At 75.5% G+C, this 23,736-nt stretch carries 28 protein-coding genes and 1 pseudogene; 9 read left to right on the top strand and 20 right to left on the bottom strand.

The genetic code is table 11. The annotated features are described in order from the left end of the window. The 5 genes and pseudogenes from AB0D28_RS20265 to AB0D28_RS20245 form a co-directional block, all read left to right on the top strand. Positions 1–361, top strand: a pseudogene (locus AB0D28_RS20265) (hypothetical protein); the annotation flags it as partial. Beyond that, positions 358–1,206: a PmoA family protein gene (locus AB0D28_RS20260; RefSeq protein WP_357387834.1), complete on the top strand. Its 849-nt coding sequence runs from the start codon at positions 358–360 to the stop codon at positions 1,204–1,206. The pseudogene AB0D28_RS20265 and the gene AB0D28_RS20260, both read left to right, overlap by 4 nt. Before the next feature lie 95 nt (positions 1,207–1,301). After that, positions 1,302–2,231 (top strand): sugar kinase, encoded by a 930-nt coding sequence (locus tag AB0D28_RS20255; protein ID WP_357387832.1) that lies wholly within the window; start codon positions 1,302–1,304, stop codon positions 2,229–2,231. A 16-nt stretch (positions 2,232–2,247) separates the two neighbouring features. Then, positions 2,248–2,862 carry a bifunctional 4-hydroxy-2-oxoglutarate aldolase/2-dehydro-3-deoxy-phosphogluconate aldolase gene (locus AB0D28_RS20250; RefSeq protein ID WP_357387830.1) on the top strand — a complete coding sequence of 205 codons (615 nt, stop codon included), beginning with the start codon at positions 2,248–2,250 and terminating at the stop codon, positions 2,860–2,862. Between the two features lie 181 nt (positions 2,863–3,043). Beyond that, positions 3,044–4,276: an extracellular solute-binding protein gene (locus tag AB0D28_RS20245; RefSeq protein WP_357387843.1), complete on the top strand. Its 1,233-nt coding sequence runs from the start codon at positions 3,044–3,046 to the stop codon at positions 4,274–4,276. Positions 4,277–4,288: 12 nt separating this feature from the next. Here the strand turns inward: AB0D28_RS20245 and AB0D28_RS20240 are convergent, their stop codons facing one another. The 10 genes from AB0D28_RS20240 to AB0D28_RS20195 all read right to left on the bottom strand — a co-directional run bounded on the left by AB0D28_RS20240 (position 4,289) and on the right by AB0D28_RS20195 (position 13,287). After that, a complete protein-coding gene (locus AB0D28_RS20240; protein WP_357387828.1) occupies positions 4,289–5,053 on the bottom strand; it encodes a hypothetical protein in 765 nt (254 codons plus the stop codon). An 18-nt stretch (positions 5,054–5,071) separates the two neighbouring features. Further along, on the bottom strand, positions 5,072–5,548 hold the full coding sequence (locus tag AB0D28_RS20235) for a hypothetical protein (protein WP_357387826.1): 477 nt from the start codon (positions 5,546–5,548) through the stop codon (positions 5,072–5,074). Further along, a complete protein-coding gene (locus tag AB0D28_RS20230) occupies positions 5,545–6,465 on the bottom strand; it encodes a hypothetical protein (RefSeq protein WP_357387824.1) in 921 nt (306 codons plus the stop codon). Before AB0D28_RS20230 ends, AB0D28_RS20235 begins: the two co-directional genes overlap by 4 nt. Then, complete coding sequence (locus tag AB0D28_RS20225; RefSeq protein ID WP_357387822.1) at positions 6,462–7,157, bottom strand: phage tail protein; 696 nt, start codon at positions 7,155–7,157, stop codon at positions 6,462–6,464. Before AB0D28_RS20225 ends, AB0D28_RS20230 begins: the two co-directional genes overlap by 4 nt. Then, entirely contained in the window at positions 7,138–9,759 is a 2,622-nt protein-coding gene (locus AB0D28_RS20220; RefSeq protein WP_357387820.1) for a putative baseplate assembly protein, read from the bottom strand. Before AB0D28_RS20220 ends, AB0D28_RS20225 begins: the two co-directional genes overlap by 20 nt. Further along, positions 9,756–10,196: a GPW/gp25 family protein gene (locus AB0D28_RS20215; protein WP_262011777.1), complete on the bottom strand. Its 441-nt coding sequence runs from the start codon at positions 10,194–10,196 to the stop codon at positions 9,756–9,758. Before AB0D28_RS20215 ends, AB0D28_RS20220 begins: the two co-directional genes overlap by 4 nt. Further along, positions 10,193–10,531, bottom strand: coding sequence for a hypothetical protein (locus AB0D28_RS20210; RefSeq protein WP_357387817.1), 339 nt, complete (start codon positions 10,529–10,531; stop codon positions 10,193–10,195). Before AB0D28_RS20210 ends, AB0D28_RS20215 begins: the two co-directional genes overlap by 4 nt. Beyond that, a complete protein-coding gene (locus tag AB0D28_RS20205; protein WP_357387816.1) occupies positions 10,531–12,102 on the bottom strand; it encodes a phage baseplate assembly protein V in 1,572 nt (523 codons plus the stop codon). Before AB0D28_RS20205 ends, AB0D28_RS20210 begins: the two co-directional genes overlap by 1 nt. 85 nt (positions 12,103–12,187) lie before the next feature. After that, positions 12,188–12,946 carry a hypothetical protein gene (locus tag AB0D28_RS20200; protein ID WP_357387814.1) on the bottom strand — a complete coding sequence of 253 codons (759 nt, stop codon included), beginning with the start codon at positions 12,944–12,946 and terminating at the stop codon, positions 12,188–12,190. Next, positions 12,946–13,287, bottom strand: coding sequence for a hypothetical protein (locus tag AB0D28_RS20195; protein WP_357387812.1), 342 nt, complete (start codon positions 13,285–13,287; stop codon positions 12,946–12,948). Before AB0D28_RS20195 ends, AB0D28_RS20200 begins: the two co-directional genes overlap by 1 nt. Before the next feature lie 307 nt (positions 13,288–13,594). Between AB0D28_RS20195 and AB0D28_RS20190 the strand changes: the two genes are divergently transcribed. Then, a complete protein-coding gene (locus AB0D28_RS20190; RefSeq protein ID WP_357387810.1) occupies positions 13,595–14,272 on the top strand; it encodes a hypothetical protein in 678 nt (225 codons plus the stop codon). A gap of 195 nt (positions 14,273–14,467) precedes the next feature. On the opposite strand, the gene AB0D28_RS20185 is transcribed toward AB0D28_RS20190, so the two are convergent. The 7 genes from AB0D28_RS20185 to AB0D28_RS20155 form a co-directional block, all read right to left on the bottom strand. Continuing rightward, entirely contained in the window at positions 14,468–14,950 is a 483-nt protein-coding gene (locus AB0D28_RS20185; protein WP_260028717.1) for a phage tail protein, read from the bottom strand. Between the two features lies 1 nt (position 14,951). Continuing rightward, positions 14,952–16,199: a phage tail sheath subtilisin-like domain-containing protein gene (locus tag AB0D28_RS20180; protein ID WP_357387808.1), complete on the bottom strand. Its 1,248-nt coding sequence runs from the start codon at positions 16,197–16,199 to the stop codon at positions 14,952–14,954. Between the two features lie 16 nt (positions 16,200–16,215). Further along, positions 16,216–16,896: a carboxypeptidase-like regulatory domain-containing protein gene (locus tag AB0D28_RS20175; protein WP_357387806.1), complete on the bottom strand. Its 681-nt coding sequence runs from the start codon at positions 16,894–16,896 to the stop codon at positions 16,216–16,218. Next, positions 16,893–17,501, bottom strand: coding sequence for a glycine zipper family protein (locus AB0D28_RS20170; protein WP_357387804.1), 609 nt, complete (start codon positions 17,499–17,501; stop codon positions 16,893–16,895). The genes AB0D28_RS20175 and AB0D28_RS20170 overlap by 4 nt, the downstream gene beginning before the upstream one ends. 13 nt (positions 17,502–17,514) lie before the next feature. After that, entirely contained in the window at positions 17,515–17,859 is a 345-nt protein-coding gene (locus AB0D28_RS20165; RefSeq protein WP_357387802.1) for a hypothetical protein, read from the bottom strand. A 138-nt stretch (positions 17,860–17,997) separates the two neighbouring features. After that, entirely contained in the window at positions 17,998–18,819 is an 822-nt protein-coding gene (locus AB0D28_RS20160; RefSeq protein ID WP_357387800.1) for a DUF3153 domain-containing protein, read from the bottom strand. Between the two features lie 229 nt (positions 18,820–19,048). Then, complete coding sequence (locus tag AB0D28_RS20155; RefSeq protein WP_357387798.1) at positions 19,049–19,522, bottom strand: nitroreductase/quinone reductase family protein; 474 nt, start codon at positions 19,520–19,522, stop codon at positions 19,049–19,051. 161 nt (positions 19,523–19,683) lie between these two features. On the opposite strand from AB0D28_RS20155, the gene AB0D28_RS20150 reads away from it, so the two are divergent. Next, the gene (locus tag AB0D28_RS20150; protein ID WP_357387796.1) at positions 19,684–19,905 is read left to right on the top strand and encodes a hypothetical protein; all 222 of its coding nucleotides are present in this window, start codon (positions 19,684–19,686) and stop codon (positions 19,903–19,905) included. 7 nt (positions 19,906–19,912) lie between these two features. Here the strand turns inward: AB0D28_RS20150 and AB0D28_RS20145 are convergent, their stop codons facing one another. Continuing rightward, a complete protein-coding gene (locus AB0D28_RS20145) occupies positions 19,913–20,902 on the bottom strand; it encodes a LacI family DNA-binding transcriptional regulator (RefSeq protein ID WP_357387794.1) in 990 nt (329 codons plus the stop codon). Between the two features lie 117 nt (positions 20,903–21,019). Here AB0D28_RS20145 and AB0D28_RS20140 point away from each other — a divergent pair, with 117 nt between their 5' ends. Together AB0D28_RS20140 and AB0D28_RS20135 are read left to right on the top strand one after the other, a co-directional pair. Continuing rightward, positions 21,020–22,294: an MFS transporter gene (locus AB0D28_RS20140; RefSeq protein ID WP_357387792.1), complete on the top strand. Its 1,275-nt coding sequence runs from the start codon at positions 21,020–21,022 to the stop codon at positions 22,292–22,294. Between the two features lie 88 nt (positions 22,295–22,382). Then, positions 22,383–22,715, top strand: coding sequence for a hypothetical protein (locus AB0D28_RS20135; protein ID WP_357387790.1), 333 nt, complete (start codon positions 22,383–22,385; stop codon positions 22,713–22,715). 9 nt (positions 22,716–22,724) lie between these two features. On the opposite strand, the gene AB0D28_RS20130 is transcribed toward AB0D28_RS20135, so the two are convergent. Both AB0D28_RS20130 and AB0D28_RS20125 read right to left on the bottom strand, forming a co-directional pair. After that, positions 22,725–23,087: a CrcB family protein gene (locus tag AB0D28_RS20130; protein WP_357387788.1), complete on the bottom strand. Its 363-nt coding sequence runs from the start codon at positions 23,085–23,087 to the stop codon at positions 22,725–22,727. Then, the gene (locus AB0D28_RS20125) at positions 23,084–23,566 is read right to left on the bottom strand and encodes a CrcB family protein (RefSeq protein ID WP_357387786.1); all 483 of its coding nucleotides are present in this window, start codon (positions 23,564–23,566) and stop codon (positions 23,084–23,086) included. The genes AB0D28_RS20130 and AB0D28_RS20125 overlap by 4 nt, the downstream gene beginning before the upstream one ends. Positions 23,567–23,736 lie beyond the last annotated feature (170 nt).

Genomic DNA, 23,736 nt, shown 5'->3' with positions numbered 1-23,736 from the left:
CGCGCTCGCCGCCGCCGCGCTGCTCGCCGCCGACCTGGCCGCGCTCGCCACCGGCCGGGTGCCCGGCGGCGGGCCCGCGCTCGCGCTCACCACCGTCGCGGTGGCGGCCCTGCTCGGGTACGCGGGCCTGGTCGCCGTCGCGGTCGGGCGCACCGGCGGCCGGGGCTGGCGGACCGCCGCCCGCCGGGTGGCGCGTTCCTGCCCGGAGCGCCCCGGCGTGTGGGCCGCCGCCTCCGGCGTCTGCGCCCTCGCCCTGGTGCTGGCCGTGCTGGTCACGCCGGTCGCGGTGCCGATCCTCGGCGGCTACGCCCTCGCCGCGCTGCACGCGCTGGATGCCCGCCGCCCGGTGGTGCCGTCGTGACCGTCGAACCCCGGCTGGTCGTGGGCGGTGCCGAGGTGGCCCGGTACGTGCTCCGGCCCGACCTGGACCCGCGCCACGGGCCCCGGCCCTACCTGCATCCGGTACGGACCCGGGCCGGCACCCCGGTGACCGACGCGCTCCCGGCCGACCACGTCTGGCACCTCGGCGCGTCGCTGGCCGTGCAGGACGTGGACGGCGTCAACCTGTGGGGCGGCCGGACGTACGTGCGCGGCAGCGGCTACACCTGGCGCGACGACCACGGCGTCATCGCGCACACCGGCTGGCGGGAGCGCGCCGCCGACCGGCTCGACCACGACCTGGAATGGCGGGACCGGCACGGCCGGGTGCTGCTGCGCGAACACCGGCGGATCACCGCCACCCCCGCCGGGGAGGACGCCTGGTGGCTGCACCTGTCCGCCACGCTCACCGCCGCCACCGGCGCCGGCGTGCACCTGGGCAGCCCGGCCACGAACGGCCGGCCGGGCGGTGCCGGGTACGGCGGCTTCTTCTGGCGGGCGGTGGCCGACGGGGAACCGCTGGTGCGGACCGCCGACGCGGCAGGCGAGGAGGCGGTGAACGGCTCGGCCGCGCCCTGGCTGGCGCTGACCGCCACGGCACCGGGTGGCGGCGCGTACACGCTGGTGTTCACCGGTCTGGGGCCGGGCGACAGGTGGTTCGCGCGCAGCGCCATGTACCCGGGAGTCTGCGTCGCGTACGCGTTCGACACCCCGGCCGTGGTCGCCGCCGGGCAGCCCCGGCACAACCGGCACCGGGTGCTGGTCGCCGACGGCCACCTCGACCCGGCCGACGTGGCGGCCCGGCTGGACGCGACGGTCCTCCGGTGAGCGAGCCGCCTGCCCCCGGTGCCGCTGTGGCGGGCCGAGGCGCTACCGCTGCCGAGGGCCGAGGCGGCGCCGGGAGCGGGCCGGAGGTGGTCTGCGTGGGCGAGACGATGGTGGTGCTCGCCCCTGATGACGGCGGGCGGCTGGAGCACGCCGCGCGGCTGGCGGTCGGCGTGGGCGGCGCGGAGTCCAACGTGGCGGCCGGGCTGGCCCGGCTCGGGCACCGCGCGGCGTGGGTCAGCCGGGTCGGTGACGACCCGTTCGGCCGGCGGGTGGTGGCCGAGGTCGCAGCCGCGGGCGTGGACGTCTCACTGGTCACCGTCGATCAGGACGCGCCGACCGGGGTCTACCTGAAGGATCCGGGGCCGGACCGCACCCTCGTGCACTACCACCGGGCCGGGTCGGCCGCGAGCCGCCTCGGCCCGGCCGACCTGGCGCATCCCGGGCTCGCCGGGGCGCGGCTGCTGCACCTGTCCGGGATCACCGCAGCGCTCTCCGGCACCTGCCGTGACCTGCTGACATCGGCGCTGGCCGGGCGCGTGCTGCCGGGAGCCCGGGTCAGCTTCGACGTGAACCACCGGCCGGCGCTCTGGCCCGCCGACCGGGCCGGCCCGGTCCTGCGTGGCCTGGCCGACCGCGCCGACGTGGTGCTGGTCGGGCTGGACGAGGCGGCAGTGCTCTGGTCGGTGGACGATCCGGTGGCGGTCCGCGCGCTGCTGCCCGGCCCGGAGCTGGTGGTGGTCAAGGACGGGCCGGTCGGCGCGACGGCGTTGCCGCGTACCGGGCCGGCGGTGGTCGTGCCGGCGTTGCCGGTGGACGTGGTGGAGCCGGTCGGCGCCGGGGACGCGTTCGCCGCCGGGTTCCTCTCCGGGCTGCTGCGCGGTCTCGACCTGCGAGCCTGCCTGCGGCTGGGTCACCTGACCGCCGCGCCGGTGCTTGCCGTTGCGGGCGACACCGCGCCACCGCCGGACCGGGAGACGATCGCGCGGGCGCTGGCGCTGCCGGACGAGGCGTGGACCGAGCGGTGACGGAAGGGAGCGGAAGATGAGCGGGCACGCCTTCGAGGCCCTGTTCGGCGACGCGCGGGTGATGGTGATCCTGCGTGACCTGCCGCCGGAGGAGACGGTCCGGCTGGCGGAACTGGCCTGGGATCTCGGCATCGCTGTGGTGGAGGTGCCCATCCGTACCCCGGAGGCGGTGCCGGCGCTGCGCGCCGCCGTGACGGCCGGGCGGCGGCGGGACCGGATCGTCGGCGCGGGCACCGTGCGTACCCCGGCGCAGGTCCACGACGCGGTGGCCGCCGGGGCGGCGTTCACGGTGGCGCCGGGCCTGGACCTGGCGGTGGCCGACGCGGCGGCCGGTCTCGGCGTGCCGCACCTGCCCGGCGTGGCCACCCCGACCGAGGCGCAGCGGGCGCTCGACCACGGCCTGGTGTGGCTCAAGGCGTTCCCGGCGGTCAGCCTCGGCCCGGCGTGGTTCCGGGCGGTGGCCGGGCCGCTGCCGGAGGCCCGGTTCGTGGCCACCGGCGGTGTCGACGCCGGCAACGCGGGTGACTTCCTCGCCGCCGGGGCGCGCGTGGTGGCGGTCGGGTCGGCGCTCACCGATCCGGCGCAACTGCCGCGCCTGGCCACGCTCGCCGCAGGCGGGGCGGCCACCTGACCGCCGTGTGGTGGATCCGGTGGCGCGACGACCGTATCTTCGTAGCCGACACGGGGACCCGGCGGCCGAGGAGGATCTGATCCGCGCTCTTGCCAGGCACGCCGACGGCGTGTCGCTGTCCAGTCCTCTGTCCCGGCGGCTGCTGCTGCGTGGCCTGCTGGCCGGCGCGGCCGCAGCGCCGATGACGGGCGCCGCGGCCTGCGGCGACGACGAGGACGCGCCCGTCGACCCGGACGCCCCGGTCGAGCTCTCCGTCTTCTGGTCGGGCACCGAAGCGCGGGCCAGGCTGACCGAGGAGGTGCTGGCCCTCTACACCAGGAAGCACCCGAACGTGACCTTCACGAAGACCTGGCAGACCGACCAGGGCTACTTCGACAGGCTGGCCGAGCTCACCGCCGGCGACAAGGCGCCGGACATCTTCCAGATCGACGACGACCACCTGGCCGAGTACGCGGCGCGGCGGACGCTCGCCGGGCTGCTCTACTACCAGGGGGCGCGCAAGCTGGAGACCCGCCCGATGCACGACAGCCTCTGGCGGTACGGCTACGTGGACGGGGAATTCGTCGGCGTGCCCGCCGGGGAGAACACCCAGGGCCTGGTCTACAACAGGACGCTGCTGACCCGCCACGGGCTGCCCGAGCCGACCACCGGCATGACGTGGGAGCAGCACATCGCCTGGGCCGAGCAGGTGACGAGGAAGGCCGAGGTCCCGGGTACCCAGGATCCGAGCGCCGACGACAAGGCGCTCTGGGTGTGGCTGCGCCAGCAGGGCAAGGATCTGTACCAGGACAAGGGCCTCGGCTTCACCGTCGAGGACGTGACGCGGTGGTTCGAGCTGTGGTCCGGCGCCCGCGACCGGGGGGCGACGCCGACGCCGGACGTCATCCGCCAGGGAAACACCAGCGACGTCACCAGGCAGCTGGTGGTCACCGGCAGGGCGGCCACGTCCTGGGTCTGGGCCGGCCAGATGCCGGACCTGCAGAAGAGCACCACTGACGAGCTGGGCGTGGTGGCGTACCCGGGTGACCCGAGCGCACAGTGGGCCCGCGCCGAGACGTACTGGTCGGTGCACAGGCGCAGCGGGAAGAAGGACGCCGCGGTCGACGTCATCAACTTCATGCTCAACGATCCCGAAGCAGTAGTGCTGCTCGGCACCGACCGTGGCCTGCCGCCCAACATCGACCTGCGCGCCAAGCTCGGCGAGACGGTCACCGACCCGGCCGTGAAGCGGTCCATCCGGTTCGGATCCGAGCTGGCGAAGACGTTCGGCGACGGCCCGCGGCCACCGCTCAAGGGACACCGCGCGGTGAGGTCCGAGCTGGTCAAGGCCGCCGAGAACGCCCAGTCCGGCCGGGCCACCCCGGCTCGGGCGGCGGAACAGTTCGTCGCCGCCGCCTCGGCCGCGATCGCCTGACCGGCCGCGCGGTCACGTGACCGTACGGCCGGACGTGGTGGCGGTGGTCCGGACCGCCTTGACGATCGCCGGGATCGACCCGATCAGCAGCACCAGCGCCCAGATCAGCGCCACCACGGCGAACACCACGGCGCCCAGGTCGTCCAGGATGCTGACCAGGATCACCGGCACCAGGCCGTGCAGGAACTGCAGCACCACTGTGCACAGCAGCGTGGTCAGCGCCAGCGCGACGAGGCCCTTGTTGCGCAGGAACCGGGGCTGGGCGGCGAGCAGCAGCCCGGCCCAGACCAGTTTGAGCAGCAGCGCCAGCCCGAGCAGCGCCGCCGCGTCGTCGACCGGGAAGAACCCCCAGACCGCCAGGTAGGCCAGCGTGCCGAACGGCGGCGCCAGGAACAGCGACACCATCACCGTCAGCTCGACGAACGCGACGACCAGCAGGACCAGCGACACCAGCAGCAGCACGATCGAGAAGACGAGCGTGGCCACGCCCTGCACCCGGCCCTGCACGCGGTCCGGCAGCACCAGGCTCAGGCAGAACAGACCGGTCGTCCAGAGCGCCACCACGTCGATCAGCGCCAGGTAGCCGATGCCGCGCCCGGACGGCTCGGACACCGCGCCGACGTCGCCCAGCTCGACGCCGAGCTGCCCGGCGCTGCCCCGCAGCGCGCCGCTGGCGTCGCCGCCGCCGGTCAGCGCCGCCGCGCCCAGCTCCACGCCCACCACGAGCGCCACCGCGAGCAGGGCCAGCAGCAGGAACGGCTTGCGCAACTCACCCATGCCGCGTCTCCGTACCGGTCAGGACCGGGCCAGCGTGACAGCGCATCCGCCACCTCCCGGACAGCGCAGGAGCACCTCGGTCTCCCGGTCCACAGCCACCTTCGTCACCGCCGGGCCGTCCGCGTCCGGCGCGACCTCGTCGGTGACTGTGACGTCCGCGTCGCCGGGCGCGGGGGCGGTCACCTGGAACGGCGTCGTGCCGCGCAGCACGAGCGTGCGCAGCGCGCCCGGGTCGGCGACCCGCAGCCGGCACACCGTCCCGAAGGTGAGCGCCACCCCGTCGGCGGTGGTGACCGGTTCGGCGGCCGGCGGCAGGCACGTCACCGCCACCGTCGCCGGGTCGACCGTCCCGGATCCGCGCCCGAGCCGGGCCAGCGCGCCCGGCCCGGCCGCCGGGTCGCCCGGGTCGTCGCGGCGACCGGCCACCGCCGTCACGTACAGCGCCACCAGCAGCACAGCAACCGCCACCAGCAGCAGCTTCTGCCGCCCACTCATGGCCGGACGACGGGCGTGAAGCGGATCTCGTCGACCCCGGCGAAGTACCTGTCGGTGCCCTGGGTCTTGCTCACCGCCACCAGCGTCAGCGTGTGCGGGCCGCGGGCCAGCTCCACTGTGCCCACGTCCACCTCGCCGGTGCGGACCACCGTCGGGCTGAACCCGAAGAACGTGTCGCCGACCTGCCGGCCGTCTACCAGCCAGATCGTGTTCGCGTAGTCGAACGAGGTGGTGCGGACGGTGGAGAACCGCCAGGTGCCGTCGGACGGCACGTCCACCCGCACCGTCACCCGGTCACCGACCGCCCGGCCCAGGAAGAACAGTTGCGCGTCGCCGGACCACTCCACGTCGCAGCAGTTCTCCTGCGCCACCACCTCCGCCTTCACGGCACCGGTGGACTGCACCGCAGCGCCGGCGACGAGCGTCTCCGCCTCCACCGCCACCGCATTCGCCTGCGGCGGTGCCGGGGCGTCCGGCCCGCGGGTCACCAGCCAGGCCACCACCCCGGCCACGACCAGCACCAGCGCCGCGGCGGCCGCGATCCACGGCCACGGCGCGCGCTTCGGGGGTACGACGGCCCGCACGTCGTACGTGACCCGGCCGCTGGAGCGGGAACTCTCCTCCGGCGCGGTGTTCGCCGAGTACGCGAACCCGGTCATGTCGTAGCGCCGGGGCGGCGTGCCGGGCGGCACGGCGAGCCGGACCAGGAACGACACCGACCCCTGCCCGGGTACCACCCGCTGCGGTTCGGCGATCGTGAACCAGGCCCGCTGGCTGCCCTCGCCGGGCGCGACGTCGAAGACGACGGTGTCCGGCGCGGTGCCCGGGTTGGACACGGTGAACGTCAGCTCACCGGCGTTGCGGGCATCAAGTGTGAACTGCTCGGCGGCGGCGACGACTGTCCATTCGGTGGTCATGACGGCTCCTCGGGCGGATCGTGGGGCAGGGGTGCGGGCACGTGCGCCCGGCCGACCGCGCGCACCGCAGCCACCCCGGCGGCGGGCTCGGCGTCGTCCGGCCCGGGCGTGGGCGGAGGGCCCGGTTCCGGCGGTCCCGCTGCGGGCGGGCCGGGGTCGGGCGGCGTCGGCTCGGAGGGCGGGCCGTCCGGGCCGGTGACGACCTCGACGGTGACCGCGGCCGGCTTCTCGGCCTCGACGATGCGGGTGACCAGCGCGAGCCGGCCGGCGGCGGCCGGTGGCACCCGCACCACCAGGTGGAACGGCCGATCGGGCGGCTCGTCCAGCACGAACCCGGTCACGCCGGTGGCCAGTTCCAGCGCGGTCCGCATCCCGTACGGGGTGCCGCGCCAGCGGGCCAGCAGCGCGCCGTGCGCCACCAGGTCCCGCAGGCGGCCTGCCGGCAACGGCAGTGGCGCGTCGGCGCGGAGCGCGGCGACCACGTGGTCCATCGCCACCCAGCGGGTCAGGTACGCCACGAACCCGTCCGGCGTCCGGTACGGCGCGAACAACGCGTCGACGTCGGCGAGCACCGCCTCGTCCGGGGCGTGCAGCGCCTCCATCACGTCCAGCAGCGCGCCCAGCACGCTGCCCGGGCCGGCGGCCCGCTGGTACGCGGCCGGAAGCAGCCGCTCAATCGCCGCTCGGCGCATCCTGCCGCACCACCTCGATGTCGTGCTCGCCGGAGCAGAGCAGCCAGGTGCCGGGGACGGTGACCACGTCGGCGGTGGCCTGGTTGGCGCTGGCGGTCCAGTCCGCGCCGTCGCCGCTGCGGAACACGCCGCGCTCGCCGCCGGCCAGCACCAGCCGCCCGGCGCCGGACGTGCCGGTGGGCGCGGTGGCGGCGATGGCGTCGACCGGGACGAACCGGGTCCGGTCCCGCAACGGCAGCCCGCAGTTGACCATCACCGGCGACCACTGAGGCTGCCCGGCCAGGGTGTCGAGCCGGACCACGCCGCCGCTCTGCGTCGCGGCGAGCGCGAGCGGGCCGCTGAAGGCGAGGTCGCGGCAGGTGCCGCCGATCCAGCCGGACGCCATCGACTGCCACTTCACGTCCGACTCGAACAGCCGGGTGCGATGGCAGCCCTGGCCGGGCTTCTTCGGGTCCGGTTCGCCCGCGCCGCACCACAGCAGCGTGGCCGGGCCGTCGTACTGCACGGCGAGCACCCGGTTGTCCACGTTGGCGAGGCCGACGTGGGCGAACGTGCCGGGCCGTCCGGCAGCCGTGGACAGGTAGACGCCGAATCCGGCCTGCGCGGCGACCGCCACGCCGGGTGCGCCGCGCTCGGAGACGAACGCGCGCACCGCGTAGAAGCCCCGGTCCGCGTCGGCCGGGTCGACGAGGATCTGCAACGGCACCGCGTTCGGCAGCAGCGGCACCTCGTACAGGCCGGTGTCGGTGGCCAGCAGCAGCGCGCCGGTGCCGTCCCGGTCGATCCAGGCCAGGTCGCGGACACCGGAGTCGAGGTCGGTCAGCAGGGTCCACGTCTCACCCAGGTCGGTGCTCAGCCGCACCCGGGAGCCACCGGCGTCGCGGCTGGTCACCACCGCCACCGAACCGGCCCGGGGGACCACACCGGGGCGTACCGGGGCGGGCGCGGGCACCACCCGCACCACCGTCTCGCCGTCGAACCGGCCGGCCGGTTCCCAGCCGGCACCGGCGTTCGTGGAGCGGAACAGCACCGGGCCGCCGCCTGCGTACCAGGTGTCGGCCTGGTACTGGTCGACCGCCACGGTGCGCACCCGCGCGTCGGGGGCCTCGTCGACCACGAACCGCACCGACTCGACGTAGCGCACGCCCGGCTCGGCGTGCTCCAGCATCCGGTACACGTTCGAGGCGCGCAGCGGCTCGCCGAAGGCCCACCCGGCCGGGTTGAGCGGCGTGGGCAGCGGGCTGAGCGTCTGGTGCAGCCGGTCGTGGATGCGGCGGCGCACCGCGTCCACCTCCTCCTCGCGGCGCACCACCACCCGCGCCTGGATGGACACCGCCTTGTAGCGGGCCCAGCCCGCGCGCACCGCCGTACCCAGGGCCCGGCGGCGTTCCAGGTCGGCCTCGACCCGGCGGCGGGCCTCCTCCACCTCGTGCTCGCGCAGCACCGCCACCGGCAGCCGCCCGCCGGGGCGGGCCGCGTCCGGCACGTACGGCACCAGCACCACCTCGACCTCGCCGGGCCGGGCGAAGCTGTAGACGGCCGCCCTGGTGAACGCCCGCGCCCGCGCCACCGCCCCGGAGCCGGTGGCCAGGATCTCGAAGTCCCGGGCGGTGACCGCGCGCTGCTGGGCGAAGAACTCGTACGGCCCGCGCGCCAGCACCGACTCCAGCGACTCCAGCTCCCGCCCGCCGGTGGCCGGCTCCGGGTTGTCCACGCTCACCCCGGGCAGCGGGTCGCGCAGGCTTGTGAGCACGCCCGCCGCCACGTTGCCGGCGGGCCCGCCGCCGCAGCGGTACCAGAGCCGCACCTGCCGCCCGGCCGGCGGCACCGCAGCCACCGTGGTCGCCCCGGCCGCCCCCTCGACGGCCGGGGCGCCCACGTCCGGGCGCAGGTCCAGCGCCGGGGCGAACGTGACCACCCCGGAGGCCCGGTCCACCAGGTAGACCTTCGCCTGCGGCCCGACCCCGGCGAAGCTGTCCACCGGCCGCCAGATCTCGTACGTGCGCCCCTCGTGCTCGCGGGCCGCCGCGCCCAGCTCCACCGAACCCGCCGGCACCTCCACCCCGAGCAGCAGGTCAATCGCCTCGGTGGTCCGCGTCAGCGGCGCGCGGGCGGCCCGGAGGACCTGACCGGGCTGTCCGGTGCCGGTGCCCAGCAGTTCCGCCTCGACCGGCTCGCAGTGGTGCACGCGTACCGTCGCCGTGGTCTCCCCGGCGGGCAGCACCGCCGGTTCGGTGGTCACGAAGACGACCGGCCGGGGGTCCGCGCCGCGGGCCGCGGCGATCCGGGTGCCGGCCGGCACCCGCACCGGGCCGCGGTCCGGGCCGGTCCGGGTCAGGCGCACGTCCGCCCAGGCCGCCGCCGGTGGGTGCCGGGTGACGCCGAGCAGGTTCAGGAACGCCACGTACGCCTTCTCCGGCAACTGGTTCAGCCGGTAGATCATCACCTCGGTCAGGTAGGCGAACGCCTCCAGCAGCGCCATGCCGGGATCGTGCGCGGACAGGTCGGTCCAGTCCGGGCAGGACCGGGCGATGCGTTCCCGCGCCTCGGTGACCAGGTCGAGGAAGGCGCGGTCGTCCAGGTGCGGCACCGGCAGCGTCATGGCGTGCCCTCCTCGTCTCCGGTCTCCTCGTCGGCGGGCAGCAGGTCGACGGAGAACACCAGGTGGCCGGGGGAGAGGCTGGCCCGCACCCGGTAGTCCAGCCGGATCACCAGGCGCCACGGGTCGTCCGGGTCTCCACCGGCGTCCACGTCCAGCACCTCGACCCGCGGCTCCCAGCGCCGGATCGCCTGCCGCACGTAGTGGATCGCCAGCCCGGCGGTGGTGTCGTCGTTGGGCGCGAAGACGAGCCGGTGCAGCCGCGACCCGTACCCGGGGCGCATCAGCCGTTCCCCGGGCGTGGTGGACAGCAGCAGGTACAGCGCCTGGCGTACCGTCTCGTCGCCGTCGGTCATGGCGAGCCCGCCGGCGGCGGTGAGCGCGAGACCACCGGCGCGGCCGGCGTCGAAACCGGCGCCGACGAAGCGGAAGGCCCTCATGCGTCCGCCCCCAGGAATCCCTGCCGCACGTCGCGGACCTGGTGGTGCACGGTGCCCGGCGGGGTGCCGTCGGTCAGCCCGTCCAGGTGGGACAGCACCACCGGCTGCCGGTCCACCCGCACCCACGTGCTGTAACCCACTGTCACGGTCAGCGTGTGCAGGCACGGCTTGATCGTCGGGCCGTAGTTGGGGCAGGCGGTGATGTCGCGCCCCTCCGGGTCGGGACGGATCAGCACCGGCACGGCCTGGACGGTGACCCAGTCCTGGGACGGGCGGTTGCGCACCCGCCCGTCGTGCCCGCAGGTGATCAGCGAGTCGCGGTGGATCCAGCGCATCAGCCACCTCCGGCGGAACGGGCGAGCGTACGGGCCTGCGCGGCGGCGGTCTCGGCGTCCTCGGCCGCCGGTGCGTGCAGGAAGTCGACTGTGCGGCCGCGCACCACGACGGCCCGGCCGGGCGCGGAGAGCACCAGGTCACCGGCGGCGTGCACGGTGGTCAGCTCGGGACGCAGCTCGACGAAGCTGCCCGCGTCGGTGGCCAGCCGCAGCGTGCGGCCGTCGTCGTCGATCACGATCGACTGCCCGGTGCCGGTCCGCATCGACCAGCGGCGCGACCGCCCGGAGACGATCCCGGTGTCGTACGGCTCCACCGCGCCGAACAGCGAACCGAGCACCACGCCCGAGGCGGGTTCGCCGCCGGGCAGCGCCACCAGCACGGTGTCGTCCGGGTCGGGCAGCGCGACGATCCCCTTGCCCCGGCCCGCGCCCGGGCAGAGCACCGCGAGCCAGCCGGCGTCCAGATCGCCGTACGCCGGGAGCGTCACCCGGGCCCGGCCCAGCCCCTCCGGGTCGTCGATGTCCGTGACGGTGCCGAGCGTGACTGTCGCCGCCGGGGGCGCGGCCGACGGCGGCTGGCCGGGCGGCGCGGTGGAGAACCGGGTCAGGTGCCCGTCCGCGTCCACCGTGTGCACCACCTCGGTGAGCACGTACACCCCGGCGACCGGCTCCGGGACGCCCGCGAGGACGATCCGCCGGCCGGGCCGCAGCGCCGGGTCGCCCTCCGCGGTGCCCTCGGCGGTGACGAGCGCCGCCACCCGGGCGTCCAGCCCGGCCTGGGCCAGCGCCGCCAGCTCGTCGTCGCTGCGGCCCGGCTGGTCGACAGCGGTGCGGACGCGGCCCGCGCCGACGTCGCCCGGGTCGGGGCGCAGCGGGATGCGCCGCCCGCTGCGTGCCTCGTCCGCGCGCTGGCTCAGCGCCTCGGCGCGTTGCGGATGCCACCCGAGTACGGCGCACTCCGCGCCGGCCCGGTCCAGGTTCTCGGTGACCCGCAGCGCGTGCACCGTCTCGCCGAGCGTCAACGGCAGCGGCTCCCCGTACCCGTCCAGTGTGAACATCCGCAGCCGGTCGCCGTCGGCGCTCAGGTGCAGCCCGGCCCGGCCGGCCACCTCGCACAGCAGGTCGAGGTCGGTGTGCCGGTGCTGGAGCAGCCGGTCCAGGCGCGGCCCGTCGTCCTCCGCCGCCACGCCCAACCCCAGCCCGGCGCACAGCTCGGCGGCCAGCTCGGCGGCGGTCACCGACTCGAACACCCGCAGTTCCTGCCGTTTGCGCAGCCGGTGCAGCGGGTCGTACGCCCGGATCCGCGCCAGTGCGACGCCGTCACCGGCGTACTCCCGCTCGACCGCTGTCACCTCGCCGGTGAACAGCGCCTCCGCCTGGCCGTCGAGGCGTACGCCGACTGTGGCGCCGGGGCGTACCGGCGGGTCGAGCGGGCCCGCGCCGGGAGCGGCGGTGAGCGTCAGCTCGCACTGCGCCGGCCGGTCGAGGCGGGCGGCGACGCGGATGCCGCGCAGCCGGGACGGGTCGGCCAGCGGCCGGCCGTCGACTGTGACCAGGGCGGCTCGGCTCACGGGGCACCCCCGGCGGACGCGGCCACCGTCGCGCACCACACCGGCACCAAGGTCGCTCGCCGCGCGGCGCCGGTGGTGTGGCCCGTCACGGGGTGCCGCCCGTGGTGACCGCGTCGGGCGGGGCCGTGGCGGCGCCGACCGGGGGGACGGCGAGCGCGGTGCCGGCGGGCACGGTGAGCGGGTCGGTGATGCGGTTGTGCTCGGCGAGCAGCCGCCAGCGCAGCGGCGAGCCCAGCGCGTCGTGGGCGAGCAGGTCGAAGCGCACCCCGGACCAGCCCGGCTCGGCCGCCCCGTCGGCGGCGGCGACCACCGCCGACCCGGGCGCGACAGCCGGCGTGCTCGTGGCGGCCAGCTCCTCCTCGAACCCGGAGCGCGCCGCCTCCGCGCCCTCAGCGACGCGGACCAGCTTCAGCCGCAGCCACGACCGCCGGGGCGTGCCGGTGAGCGTGAACGCGTCGAAGCGTTCCGCGATCGCGGTGATCACGCCCGGGACGTTCCAGGTCTTGCCCCAGACCAGGCGGACCAGCGGCGGGCGCAGCCAGCCGTGCTCGACAGCCGAGTTCTCGGCCAGCATCCACAGCGGCCGGGTCAGCGCGCGCACGTCCTCGGGGCGGGCCGGCGACTCCACGAAGTCCACGTCGAAGAGCAGGTCGAGGACCAGTTCGGTACGCCCACCGCCGGTGAAGACCAGCGGGTCGTCGGCCAGCCCGGCGCCGGTGAGCGTCCCGTCGGGCCCGCCACGCGGGCGTACCCCGGCCAGCCGGGTCACCCGGACGGTCTCCGGGTTGAGCAGGCAGTCGACCCGGGTGCCGGACTCGTCCACGAGGAAGGCGACACGCTCCATCAGTCACCCGCCTGTTCCCGGTCCAGCCGGGCCGTGTCGCTCCACGGCGTGGCCCGCTCGGGAAGCCATGCCGGTTCGGCCGGGAGCACCGGCCACGGGTCCGCGTGCGGCGGGCCGCCCTCGGCAGTTTGGTGCGCGGAGACCGCGGTCCGGGTCCGGCCGGAGTCGTCCGGCAGGGCCGGCCACGGGCCGGAAGGCGTGGACTCGGGCCGGTGCCGATATCGCGCCGGACGCTCGCCGTCGGTCGCCGGTCCGGGCCCTTCGGGGTGCGGCTCGGCGGCGCGTCCTCGCTGGTGGGTGGCCGCCTCGGGGAGCCCGAACCGGTCGCCTCCGGCGGGCATGATCGGCCCCGGTCGTGCGTCCAGTGGGGCGGCCGGTCGTGCGGCCTGTCCTGTGGCCTGTCGTGCGGCGGCGAGGAGGAGTGGGAGGACGTCGTCCCGGCTGGGCGACGGGCTCGTCCCGGCGACCACATTCCGGTCCCGTCCGGCCGGCACCGGGTTCCGGAGTACGTCCCCCCGATCCGCGCGCAGGTCGGGTCGCCGCTCGGGCGGTGGCGGCCGGTTCGATTCGCGGGACGTCACGCCGACGGTGTCCCAGCTTTCGGCGAGATGAGCGGGCCCGCCAGTGTCGGTGGGCGGATCCGGCTCGGTGGGCCGACCGGTGCCGCCGTTCTCGCCAGCGCCGCCGCTCGCGCCGATCACGCGCCGCGCGCCGTTCGCGTTGATCGCACCGGTCATGCTGCTCGCGCCGATCACGCGCCGCGCGCCGTTCGCGCCGTTCCCGCCGCGTCCACCCGTGGTGGTGGGCCTGGGGGCGCGGGTCACCGTCGGCCTGCGGGTCGAGGACGCGCCGCTGGCGTCAGTCGTGCGTGTGGTGACGGTCGTGCCGGTGGCGCTCGGTGATCCAGTCCTGTCGGAGATGCTCGCCGTTCCCGTCAGCTCCGGCGCCCCTTCCGGACCGCCCGACTCGGTCACGTCCCGGCCTGCACGCCCGCCCGCGAGCGATCCGGTATCCCACGCCCGCGCCGCACTGTCCGAGCAGGACCCGGTGTCCGCCGCCGCTGCGGAGGTCACCGCCCCGCCCGCTTCCCGCCCCGCACCCGCCCACGTTGACGCCGCTCCACGCCAGGGCGGTTCCGCGCCGCGCCCTCGCTCCGCTCTCCCACTTCCCGAGACCTCTGTCCCACCTTCCAGGACCTCCGGAAGATCTTGGCAGGAAACGGCCCCTATAGGGGCCCTTTCGTACCAAGATCTCGACGGTCCGTTGCGGGAGGCGGTGAGTCGGTTGATCAGCCGTGTCGTCCAAGCCGGCCAACGGCGTGCCTGAACCCGCCCGTCGGCGGGCGGGGGAGGGGCGTCGGGCGGAGGTAGGTCGCGCAGGAGGCCGGGGGCGTGCGCTGCCACGAGGCGCCGCCAGTGCTCGGGCGGCTGGCCGGGAGGACGTGGCGCGTCGTCCGTCGACGACGGCGAGTCGGGACCGGACAGGCGATCGGCGGTGGCCCGCAGCGCGCGGGCCAGCCGGTCACGCGGACGCCGGGGCGGCGGCACCGCCGGCCTCCAGCTCCAGGCCCTCGTACGCCAGGGTCAGCGCCTCGATGGCGATCTCCTGCGACAGCGTGTTCAGGTGCGCACCCCGCCACCGGGTCGGCCACGCGTTGATCATGTTCCAGCGCAGCACCTCGGCGGTGCCGGCCGGGTCCAGCAGCACCACCGACACGTTGCGCCGGTTGACGGTGCCCTTCGCCGCCGCGTTCACCCAGTCCCACAGCTCGCGTGAGCTGGTCAGGCCGAAGTGGAGGGTGACCGGGGCGTACTCGACCTGGCCGGGCACGGCGCGGATGCGCTCGTTGCCCGCCTCCCGGTACGACAGCGCCGGTATCGCCACCTCGAAGCCGCTGACCTCGGTGAAGTGCCCGTTGGTGATGCCGTTGATGAGCAGCTTGAAGTGGTACGCCCGGTACGGGTCGACCGGTGCGCCCGGCTGCGGCGTGGCAGTGGTGGGCATGTCAGCCTCCGATCGTCTCGGTCTCGGTGCCGCCGGCCCACTGGCTCAGCTTGAACACCACGAACTCCGCGGGCTTGACCACGGCGATGCCGATGTGGGCCACCACCATGCCGGCGTCGCGGACGTCGGCCGGGTTGGTCTCCTCGTCGCACTTGACGAAGAACGCCTCCTCGGGAGTACGGCCGAGCAGTGCGCCGTCGCGCCACACCCGGGTGAGGAACGCGCCGATGTCGCGGCGGATCGAGCGCCACAGCGTGAAGTCGTTCGGCTCGAACACCATCCACCGGGTGCCGCCCGCGATGGCCTGCTCGATGGAGATGGACAGCCGCCGCACGTTCAGGTAGCGCCACTCGCTCGCTTCGGCGGCGAGCGTCCGGGCGCCCCACAGCCGGATGCCCTCACCGGCGAAGAACCGGATCACGTTGACGCCCTTGGGGTTGAGGACGTCGTGCTCCGGCCGGGTCACCCGGTACGCGAGGTCGACGGCCCCGCGTACCGGCTCGTTCGCCGGCGCCTTGTGCACGCCGCGCAGCGCGTCGGTGCGGGCCCAGATGCCCGCCACGTGCCCGCTCGGCGGGGTGAGCACCAGGTCGCCGCTGAGCGGGTCGCGGACCCGGATCCACGGGAAGTAGAAGGTGGCGAAGTCCGACTGCCGGGGGCGGTCGCCACCGGTGCCGGGCGGTTCGGCGTCGGTGGCGCCCGGCGTACCCTCGGCGGGTTTGTCGGCCGACGCGGGCGACGCGGGCTTGGGCGGCTTGCCCGGCGTGGCGACCCGGGTGAGCCGGGAGACGTCGGTGACCTCCGGCGGCGGGTCGCAGATCGCCACCATGGTGCGCAGCCGCTCGGCCATGCTGATCAGGGCCTCGTGCGAGACCGCATCGTGGTAGCCGGGCGCAGCCAGTATGGAGATCTCGTCGATGGCCTCCAGCAGTTGCAGGCCGCCGCGCCGCCCGCCGGTGCCGGTGAGCTGCCCGCCCTCGCCGACGTTCACCACCCAGCAGCGGGTGCCGCCGTTGTCCAGGAAGCCGAACACGGCGCGGGCCAGCGGGGTGCTCTCCAGGTGCTCGCCGTCGGCGTAGAGCCGCAGGAACTCGGTCCAGCTGTTCACCGCCAGCGCCTCGCCGACGTGGGCGCCGGGATCGGGCGCGACCCCGACGAACGCGGCGGTGCTCATGCCGACCGGCCCGATCGGGCGGGCCCCGCTGGGCACCTCCTCGACGTAGATGCCGGGGGAGAAGTAGGTGGGCATCGGTCCTCCTCGGACGTCAGTCGGGGGCGCGGACGACGATCAGGCCGTCGCCGGCCGGGTCGAGCTCGGCGGTGTGGACGCGCCCCGCGCCGATGAGCCGGATCCGCACCGGGGCGTCCGGCGCGTCGGGGTCGTGCGGCACGCCGGCCAGCCGGAACCGGCCGGCGGTGTCGGTCTCGGTGGCCTGGGCGGCGCCCACCAGTTCCACCCGGACGGCGGCGAGCGGCTGGTCCCGCGGACCGACCACCCGTCCGTGCAGCGTGCGCATGCCGAGCTGCCGCAGCCGCAGCGGCTGGCGTACCGGCGGCGCGACCGGAACCGGCCGCTCCACCCGGGCCGGCGCGTCCAGCAGCAGCGCGGGCCGGGGTGCCACGCCCAGCGCGCGCCACAGCGCCGGGTCGCCGGCGGCGAGCACCAGCTCCGGCCGGCCCGCCGTGGTGGCGGCGGCGAGCACCCGGTCCAGCGCGGCCAGCGCCGCCGGCCCGCCGCCCGCCACCAGCAGGCGGACCACGAACCGGTACGGCTCGCGCGTCGCGCCGCCGGTCGCGGTCTGCCGGGCCGGCCGCAGCTCCAGCGGCCAGAGGGTGAGGCCGCCGCCGGGGTCGTCACGTGGCGGACCGACGGGTACGGGTTCGCCCACCGCCCCGGCCAGCCACTGCGCGACGTCCGCGACGGCCGCCTCGATCGCGCCGGTCATCGCGGTGGCGTCCCCTGGATCCGGTACGCGATGGCCTCGTTCCACACGTGCGGGTAGACGCCGATCTCGAAGTAGCGGGTGAACCTGTTTATCGGCGCGTTGGTGTGGTCGTGCCAGAGCAGCCACACCGGGGCGATGGTGAACAGCGCGTAGTTGAGCGCCACCAGCGGCAGGTAGAACGGGCCGAGCAGCCGGGCCTGGAACACGTGCACGTCCTCGTGCCGCTGGATGCCGGGGCTGGACCCGGCGCACACGGTGCCGATCGTGGTCGCGTACCGGGGGGAGACGCCCTCGACCACGTTTACCCGGCCGCTGCCGGCCGAGACGATCCGGTCGAGCTGGTGGCCGAAGACCAGGTGCAGCGCCAGGTAGAGCGCCCCGGCGAACGTGTTGAGCAGGCTCCAGGTGTGGTCGACCACGAAGAGGAAGATCCCCTTCGGATCGGCGGCGTACGTGCCGGCGGAGGCCGACGCCCAGCCGAACGGTGCGCCGACGAGCAGGCCGACGACCGCGCCGGCCAGCAGGCCGACGGTACCGGCGGCGAGTTGCCCGAGTACGGCGCCGAAGACGACCTGGACGGCCGCGCTGAGGATGCCGAAGATCATGGGGTCACCTCTCTCAGACCCAGGAGCGGACGAAGCGGGGCTCGCGGCCCTGGGCGAGCTGGGTCGGCGACGCCTGCGTCGCCTGCCGGTTGCCAGGGGGGAGCTGGTTGACGCCGAGCGCGGCCGAGAAGATCACCAGACCGTTGAAGAAGGCGATGATCCACTTCTCCGGGCCGGCGTCGTCGGCGAACGCGGCGGTCAGGTAGGACAGCAGGAGCGCGAAGCCCAGCGCGATCCACTTGCGCGCCTTGTCGCCGCTCGGCCCGATCAGCCCGCCGATGACGTTCGTGGCGAGCAGGGTGGCGGCGCTGGCGCCGGTGAGGCTGCCCAGGGCGGCCCAGGTGAAGAGATCGTTCACGGCGATCCCCCTCTTTCCGATGGTGCGGTGGTGCGGCCGGGGTGGAGTGGTGCGGCGGCGTTCCGGGTCACGTGATCCAGGGTCCGCCCGGTGTGGTGGTGGGCCGCCGGCGCGGGCGCCGTCGGTGGTGGTGCGGGCTCAGGCCGGTGGGCCGGCGGGTCGAGTCGGTGCGTCGGGCGCGGCCGGGGTGCCGGTGGTGGCCGGGGCGGGGCCGACGGGCGCGTCCGGGCCGGTGGAGGCACCCGGGCCGGGAGCGGCGCCGGGGGTGTGGGCCGGGCCGGTGGCGCCCGGGTCGGTGGTGGCCGTCGCGTCCGGCCCGCCGTGGGAGCGCCGTCGCCGCATCAGCAGCACGAGCGCCACGCCGACGACCAGCAGCAGGACGATCACGGCGCCGGCGACCGCCAGCCACGGGAAGGAGCCGTTCCCGGTCACCACGGCGGCCGGGCTGGTGGCGGGCGGCGGGGGCGCCTGGGCGACGGCGCGCAACTCGGCCGGCTTGGGCTGGTTGGCGACCACCTTCCAGGTGACCGAGCGTCCGGTGACCGTGCCGTTCGTGTCGAGCACCCGGCCGGGGAACGTCACCGAGATCTCGAACTCCATCAAGGTCATGAACGCCTGTTGCTGACGCGGATCCTGCTGCCCGACCTTCCCGCCGTATTTCTTCGGGTCCAGGGGGAGCGAGAAGCGATACAGATCGTCGTCCCGAACAAGATTCACGCTTTCGCTCGTGAATTGCGCCAGTGGCGTTTTCCGGTACGCGATCTGAATGCCGTACGAGGTGGCGTCCTCGTACCGGGTCTCCGCTCCGGGCGGAAGTGAGGGAATGTTCGGCCGCAGTTCGGCGAACGCCACCGCCGGATCCGGGTTGCGCTGCTTGAGCACGGACTTCGGCGCGGTGAGCAGGAGCTGGCCGGAGACCGTGTCGTCGTTGTTCACGGTCAGCCCGAGGTTGAGCTGCATGCAACCGCTCAATATCGCCACGAGGGCGAGACACGCCGCGAGACCGAATGTGCGGCGGCGGAGTCTCGTATTCATGCGCTCAGTGTGAGCCGGTGCGGGCCGCCGGGCAGTCCGTGATCGGTCGCCGTTCTGTCGCCGATCTTACCGGCTCCCTCTCCCATTCGGACGACCCCGGAAACGCGAGCGATCGATATTCTGAAAGATTGTGGCGCCGTCGATTCGCCGGGGGTCACCGCGCCGGGGGCTGCTCCGGGACGATCCGGAACACCGGGATGCCGGCGGCGACCCGGGCGAAGTCGGCGAGCGGGGCGTGCCGGTCCACCGGCGCGTGCGCCCGGGCGCCGGGGGCGAGCGCGAGGTGCCGGCGCAGGATCTCCGGCCGCTGCGCCACCGGCACCTCGACCAGCCGGACCGGCTCGCGGCGGCGACGGCGCAGCACCACCCGCCCGTGCGCGGCGCGTGCGTTCGCCACCCAGTTGGCCCGCTCGCCGAGCATCGACACGACGTACCGCTCGCCGTCGTGATCGGCGACCACTATCGGCACCGACACGGTCCGGCCGGTGCGTCGGCCCGGCACCTCCATGGTCACCCAGTGCCGCGGCGCGAGCCCGGCGCCGTACTGCCACGCCGACAGCGCGTTGAGCATCCGGGCCAGCCGGTTCGGCCGGCGACCCCGGTACATCCACGTCATGAGTCCGCCCACCGGAACCCCTCCTTCTCCCGTATCCATTGACCGGCGGCCGCGCGGCGACGGCCAGGGCCGACCGGCCCGAACGCGTCCACCGCAGCGTGAACCACCGCGTGCCCGGCCACCGGCGGGCACCGCCCGGCCGCAGGATGGGTTACGCAGACCGGAGGGAAGGAATGACACCGACCGCGAGCCGGGCCGCGACGGCGCTCCGGCAGGCGGCCGGGCGGCTACGGCACGGCTGGCGGCCCGTACTCCAGGACACGCTGGCGGCGACGGTCGCCTGGATCATCGCCACCCGGCTCGCCGGGCACCCGCTGCCGTTCTTCGCGCCCGCCGCCGCCCGGAACGTGCTGACCCAGGCCCGGGGCCGGCACGCCGACGCCGCCGGGCACTGACCGGCGCTCAGGCGCTCTCCCGGGTGACGAGCGTCGACGGGAACGCGGTGCTCGGCGCGACCGGCGCCCGGGTCAGCACGGCAGTGGCCGCCGCCGCGGCGATCCGGTCGACCGGGTGGGTGGCGGTGGTCAGCGGCGGACTGCTCATCGCCGCGTACGGCAGGTCGTCGAACCCGGCCACCGCCACGTCGTGCGGCACCCGCACACCGCGCCCGCGCAACGCGGCGATCACGCCGAACGCGGTGGCGTCACTGGCCGCGTAGACCGCGTCGGCGTCCGGCCACCGGCGCAGCGCCGCAAGCGCCGCCCAGCCGCCCCGCGCCGCGGTGAAGTCGCCGGTGACCAGCCGCTCCGGAGACCCGGACTCCCGCATCAGCTCCCGGTACGTGGTGACCGAGCGCTCGGCGCAGACCAGCCAGCGCGGCCCGGTGACCATGACGATGCGGCGCCGGCCGGTGGCGTACAGGTGGCGCAGCACCTCGCCCGCGCCACCGGCGTTGTCGACGTCGAACGAGGGCACCGTCGCCGAGCCCTGGCCGATCGAGACGACCCGGCCGCGCAGTCTCGGCGGCACCGCGTCCAGCGCCGCCTGGACGGTGTTGACCAGGATCACGCCGCACACGCCCCGGTCGGCGCCGAGCCGGACCAGCCCGGACGGGTCGGCCAGCGGCAGCCACTCCAACGCCACTCCGACGCCGTGCGGCGCGCACTCCCGCGACGCCGCGCCCACCACCCGGTGCACGTACGGGTCGTCCAGCACCGTCTCGTCGCGGCCCACCACCGCCACCACGAGGCGTACCCCGGCGCCGCGCACCAGCGCCCGGGCCGCGAGGTCCGGCACGTAGCCGAGGCGTTCGGCGGCGGCGTGCACCCGGGCGCGGGCCCGGGCCGAGGTGAACCCGTAGCCACCGAGCACCCGGGAGGCGGTGGCCCGGGACACCCCGGAGTCGCGGGCCACGTCGTCGAGCGTGGCGGGACGTGTGGACGGCGTACCCATGTCCGCATCATGCCTGCTCTGGCATGGATGGGCGAAGCCTTAACGGCGCTTGTGGTGGAAGCGCTCTCAGGTGTGCGATTGTCGGCGGGAACAGACGGGGGAAGGGACCAGCGCACCGTGAGCAGCACCATCGACGCACCGGCCGGAAAGCGACCACCGGCGCCCCGGGCGGTGCTGAGCGCCCGCAACGGCGTGGCGGTCGTCTTCGCCCTCAACGGGCTCGCGGTGGCGAGCTGGTTCTCCCGGGTCCCGGCGGCCCAGGACGCGCTCGACCTCAATCCGGGCCGGCTCGGCCTGCTGCTGCTCTGCGCGTCGGCGGGCTCGCTGCTGGCCATGCCGACCGCCGGCCTGGTCACCCAGCGGCTCGGGCCGGCGCGCACGGTGGCCGTCTCGGTGGTGCTCGTCGCGCTCGGCCTGACCGGGGCCGGTCTCGCCGCCAGCCTGGCCGGATCGGTCGTCGGCGTCGGGTTCGGGCTCGCCGCGTTCGGTTTCGGCTCCGGCCTGTGCGACGTGGCCATGAACGTCGAGGGCGCCGCCGTGGAGAAGCGCCTCGGCTACACCATCCTGCCCCGGTTCCACGCCGCCTGGAGCCTCGGCTCGGTGGCCGGGGCCGGGCTCGGCGCCGGCGCCGCGCACTTCGGCGTGCCCGTCGGGGTGCACCTGCCGGTCCTGTCCGTGCTGATCCTGGGCGGCACGCTGCTCGGTGCCCGGGCCTTCCTCGCGGCCACGGCCGAGGCGGCCGGGGCCGGGGCGCCGGCGGCCCGGCGGCAGGCGCTGCTGGCCGCCTGGCGCGAGCCCCGCACCCTGCTGATCGGGCTGCTCGTGCTGGTCATGGCGTTCACCGAGGGCAGCGCCAACGACTGGCTCGCGGTGGCGTTCGTCGACGGGTACGGGGTCGACGAGGCGGTCGGCGCCGCGGTGTTCGGCGTGTTCGTGGTGGGCATGACGCTCGGCCGCACCGTCGGCACCGTCGCCATCGACAGGTGGGGACGGGTGCCGGTGCTGTTCACCACCATCGCGATGGCGTCCGCCGGAGCGGCGCTCGCCGTGCTGGCCGGGAACGGCCCCCTCGCCGTGGCCGGCGTGGCGCTGTGGGGTCTCGGTGCGTCGCTCGGCTTCCCGGTCGGGATGAGCGCCGTCGCCGACGACGAGGACAGGGCCCCGGCCCGGGTGAGCGTGGTCGCGGTGATCGGCTACACGGCCTTCCTGGCCGGCCCGCCGCTGCTCGGCTTCCTCGGCGACCACTTCGGCGTGCTGTCCGCGCTCGGCGTGGTGCCGCTGCTCCTGCTGCCCACGCTCGCGCTGGTGCCGGTGCTGCGGGAGCGTCCCGCCGCGCCGGACGCGGCGGCCGGCACGCCGGGAGTCGGCACGCCGGGCGTGAAGGCGGGCTGAGCCGGCCCAGCCGACTCCCACCGCGCTCCCAGCCGCCTGCCAGGCGGGCGTGCTGCACTGGAGCGAACGCCGAGGAGAGGAGGCGGGCATGCGCTGGTTCAGCCGCCGAGCCGCCGACCCGACGACGCCCACGAAACTCGACCGCGAGGCGAACAAGGAGGACCTCGCGCAGTTGGAGGCGTTCGTCACCAGCCGCAGCGGGGTCGAGTTCTATCTGGAACCGGAGACCACGGCCACCGACACGACAGTGGTCGCCATCGCGCACGACGGCGAGTGGATCCGCCGCCGTACCGGCTCGCCCCGGGTCGCCGGCAGGATCGCCCAGAAGCACGCGCTGCCGCTCTACGAGGCGGCCCGTACCGGCTATCCGGAGCGCATGCGGGCGTGGAACCGGGCGCACCCGGAGCGCCGGGCCCGCTGACGCGCGGGCTCAACCGCCCAGCGCGGTGACGACCGAGTAGCCGAGGAACGCCGCGCCCAGGCCCGCGGCCACACTGAGCGCCACATTCGCGTACGCGAGACGGCGTTTCCCCGTGCGGGCCAGGCGCAGCGTCTCGTAGCTGAGCGTGGACCAGGTGGTCAGCGCGCCGCAGAAGCCGGTGCCGACGAGCGCCGTCACGCCCGGGTCGACGGGCGCCGCGAGCAGGCCGCCGAGCAGCAGCGACCCGGCGACGTTGACGGTCAGCGTGCCCCACGGGAACGGCGAGCCGTGCCGGGCCTGCACCGCCCGGTCGGTGAGGTAGCGCAGCGGGGCGCCGATCGCCGCGCCGAGCGCGATCAGCAGGACGGTCACCCTGCCCTCCCGTGCCGGGCGGCCAGGAGCCGGGCGGTCACCGCGTCCCCGGCCGCGACCGCCGCCAGCGCGCCGAGCACAGTCGCGGCCAGGTAGGCGCCCGCCGTACCGGCCGCGCCGCCGGTCAGCAGCCGCTGCGCGTCGACCGCGTACGCGGAGAACGTGGTGAACCCGCCGAGCACGCCGACGCCGAGGAACGGCCGGGTCAGCGGATGGGCCGGGCGGGCGGCGAGCACCGCCATCAGCACGCCGATGAGCAGGCAGCCGGTGACGTTGACGGCGAACGTGGCCCACGGGAAGCCGCCGGGCGGGTGCGGCACGGCGGCTTGGGCGCCGGCCCGGGCCAGCGCGCCGAGCACGCCACCGGCGGCGATCACGCCGAGCGCCACCGCCGGGTGCGCGGACAGTTCCGCGCGGTCCGCCGGTACGCGCAGGTCGACGTCCGGATCGACCCGGGGATCCGACACAACACCTCCCACCAGCACCCGAGAGCATAACCCCGCCTCTCGCCCCCGGCCCTCGCCCGGCCCCCGCCCGGCCCTCCGCGATCTTGCACTTTGTGCCCCGGCACATTGCGCGAAAAGGACACCCGAGGGGCGGCAAGTGCAAGATCGCGGGGGAGAGGGACGGGGCAGGGGTGGCGGGCGTA

It is taken from the genome of Micromonospora sp. NPDC048169 (assembly GCF_040652815.1).
Classification (GTDB): Bacteria; Actinomycetota; Actinomycetes; order Mycobacteriales; family Micromonosporaceae; genus Micromonospora.
Note: the sequence above shows the minus strand (reverse complement) of the source record. Positions and strands in the feature narration are given on the sequence as shown.

Excerpts from the sequence above, each read along its gene's own strand:
- AB0D28_RS20180 (WP_357387808.1), bottom strand. The coding sequence starts at position 16,199 with ATGCCCACCTACTTCTCCCCCGGCATCTACGTCGAGGAGGTGCCCAGC.
- AB0D28_RS20210 (WP_357387817.1), bottom strand. The coding sequence starts at position 10,531 with ATGCGCTGGATCCACCGCGACTCGCTGATCACCTGCGGGCACGACGGG.
- AB0D28_RS20250 (WP_357387830.1), top strand. The coding sequence starts at position 2,248 with ATGAGCGGGCACGCCTTCGAGGCCCTGTTCGGCGACGCGCGGGTGATG.
- AB0D28_RS20220 (WP_357387820.1), bottom strand. The coding sequence starts at position 9,759 with ATGACGCTGCCGGTGCCGCACCTGGACGACCGCGCCTTCCTCGACCTG.
- AB0D28_RS20170 (WP_357387804.1), bottom strand. The coding sequence starts at position 17,501 with ATGATCTTCGGCATCCTCAGCGCGGCCGTCCAGGTCGTCTTCGGCGCC.
- AB0D28_RS20200 (WP_357387814.1), bottom strand. The coding sequence starts at position 12,946 with ATGGAGCGTGTCGCCTTCCTCGTGGACGAGTCCGGCACCCGGGTCGAC.
- AB0D28_RS20185 (WP_260028717.1), bottom strand. The coding sequence starts at position 14,950 with ATGCCCACCACTGCCACGCCGCAGCCGGGCGCACCGGTCGACCCGTAC.
- AB0D28_RS20230 (WP_357387824.1), bottom strand. The coding sequence starts at position 6,465 with ATGACCACCGAATGGACAGTCGTCGCCGCCGCCGAGCAGTTCACACTT.
- AB0D28_RS20145 (WP_357387794.1), bottom strand. The coding sequence starts at position 20,902 with ATGGGTACGCCGTCCACACGTCCCGCCACGCTCGACGACGTGGCCCGC.
- AB0D28_RS20225 (WP_357387822.1), bottom strand. The coding sequence starts at position 7,157 with ATGCGCCGAGCGGCGATTGAGCGGCTGCTTCCGGCCGCGTACCAGCGG.
- AB0D28_RS20135 (WP_357387790.1), top strand. The coding sequence starts at position 22,383 with ATGCGCTGGTTCAGCCGCCGAGCCGCCGACCCGACGACGCCCACGAAA.
- AB0D28_RS20240 (WP_357387828.1), bottom strand. The coding sequence starts at position 5,053 with ATGGGTGAGTTGCGCAAGCCGTTCCTGCTGCTGGCCCTGCTCGCGGTG.
- AB0D28_RS20175 (WP_357387806.1), bottom strand. The coding sequence starts at position 16,896 with ATGACCGGCGCGATCGAGGCGGCCGTCGCGGACGTCGCGCAGTGGCTG.
- AB0D28_RS20150 (WP_357387796.1), top strand. The coding sequence starts at position 19,684 with ATGACACCGACCGCGAGCCGGGCCGCGACGGCGCTCCGGCAGGCGGCC.
- AB0D28_RS20235 (WP_357387826.1), bottom strand. The coding sequence starts at position 5,548 with ATGAGTGGGCGGCAGAAGCTGCTGCTGGTGGCGGTTGCTGTGCTGCTG.
- AB0D28_RS20160 (WP_357387800.1), bottom strand. The coding sequence starts at position 18,819 with ATGCAGCTCAACCTCGGGCTGACCGTGAACAACGACGACACGGTCTCC.
- AB0D28_RS20245 (WP_357387843.1), top strand. The coding sequence starts at position 3,044 with ATGACGGGCGCCGCGGCCTGCGGCGACGACGAGGACGCGCCCGTCGAC.
- AB0D28_RS20215 (WP_262011777.1), bottom strand. The coding sequence starts at position 10,196 with ATGAGGGCCTTCCGCTTCGTCGGCGCCGGTTTCGACGCCGGCCGCGCC.
- AB0D28_RS20195 (WP_357387812.1), bottom strand. The coding sequence starts at position 13,287 with ATGCCCGCCGGAGGCGACCGGTTCGGGCTCCCCGAGGCGGCCACCCAC.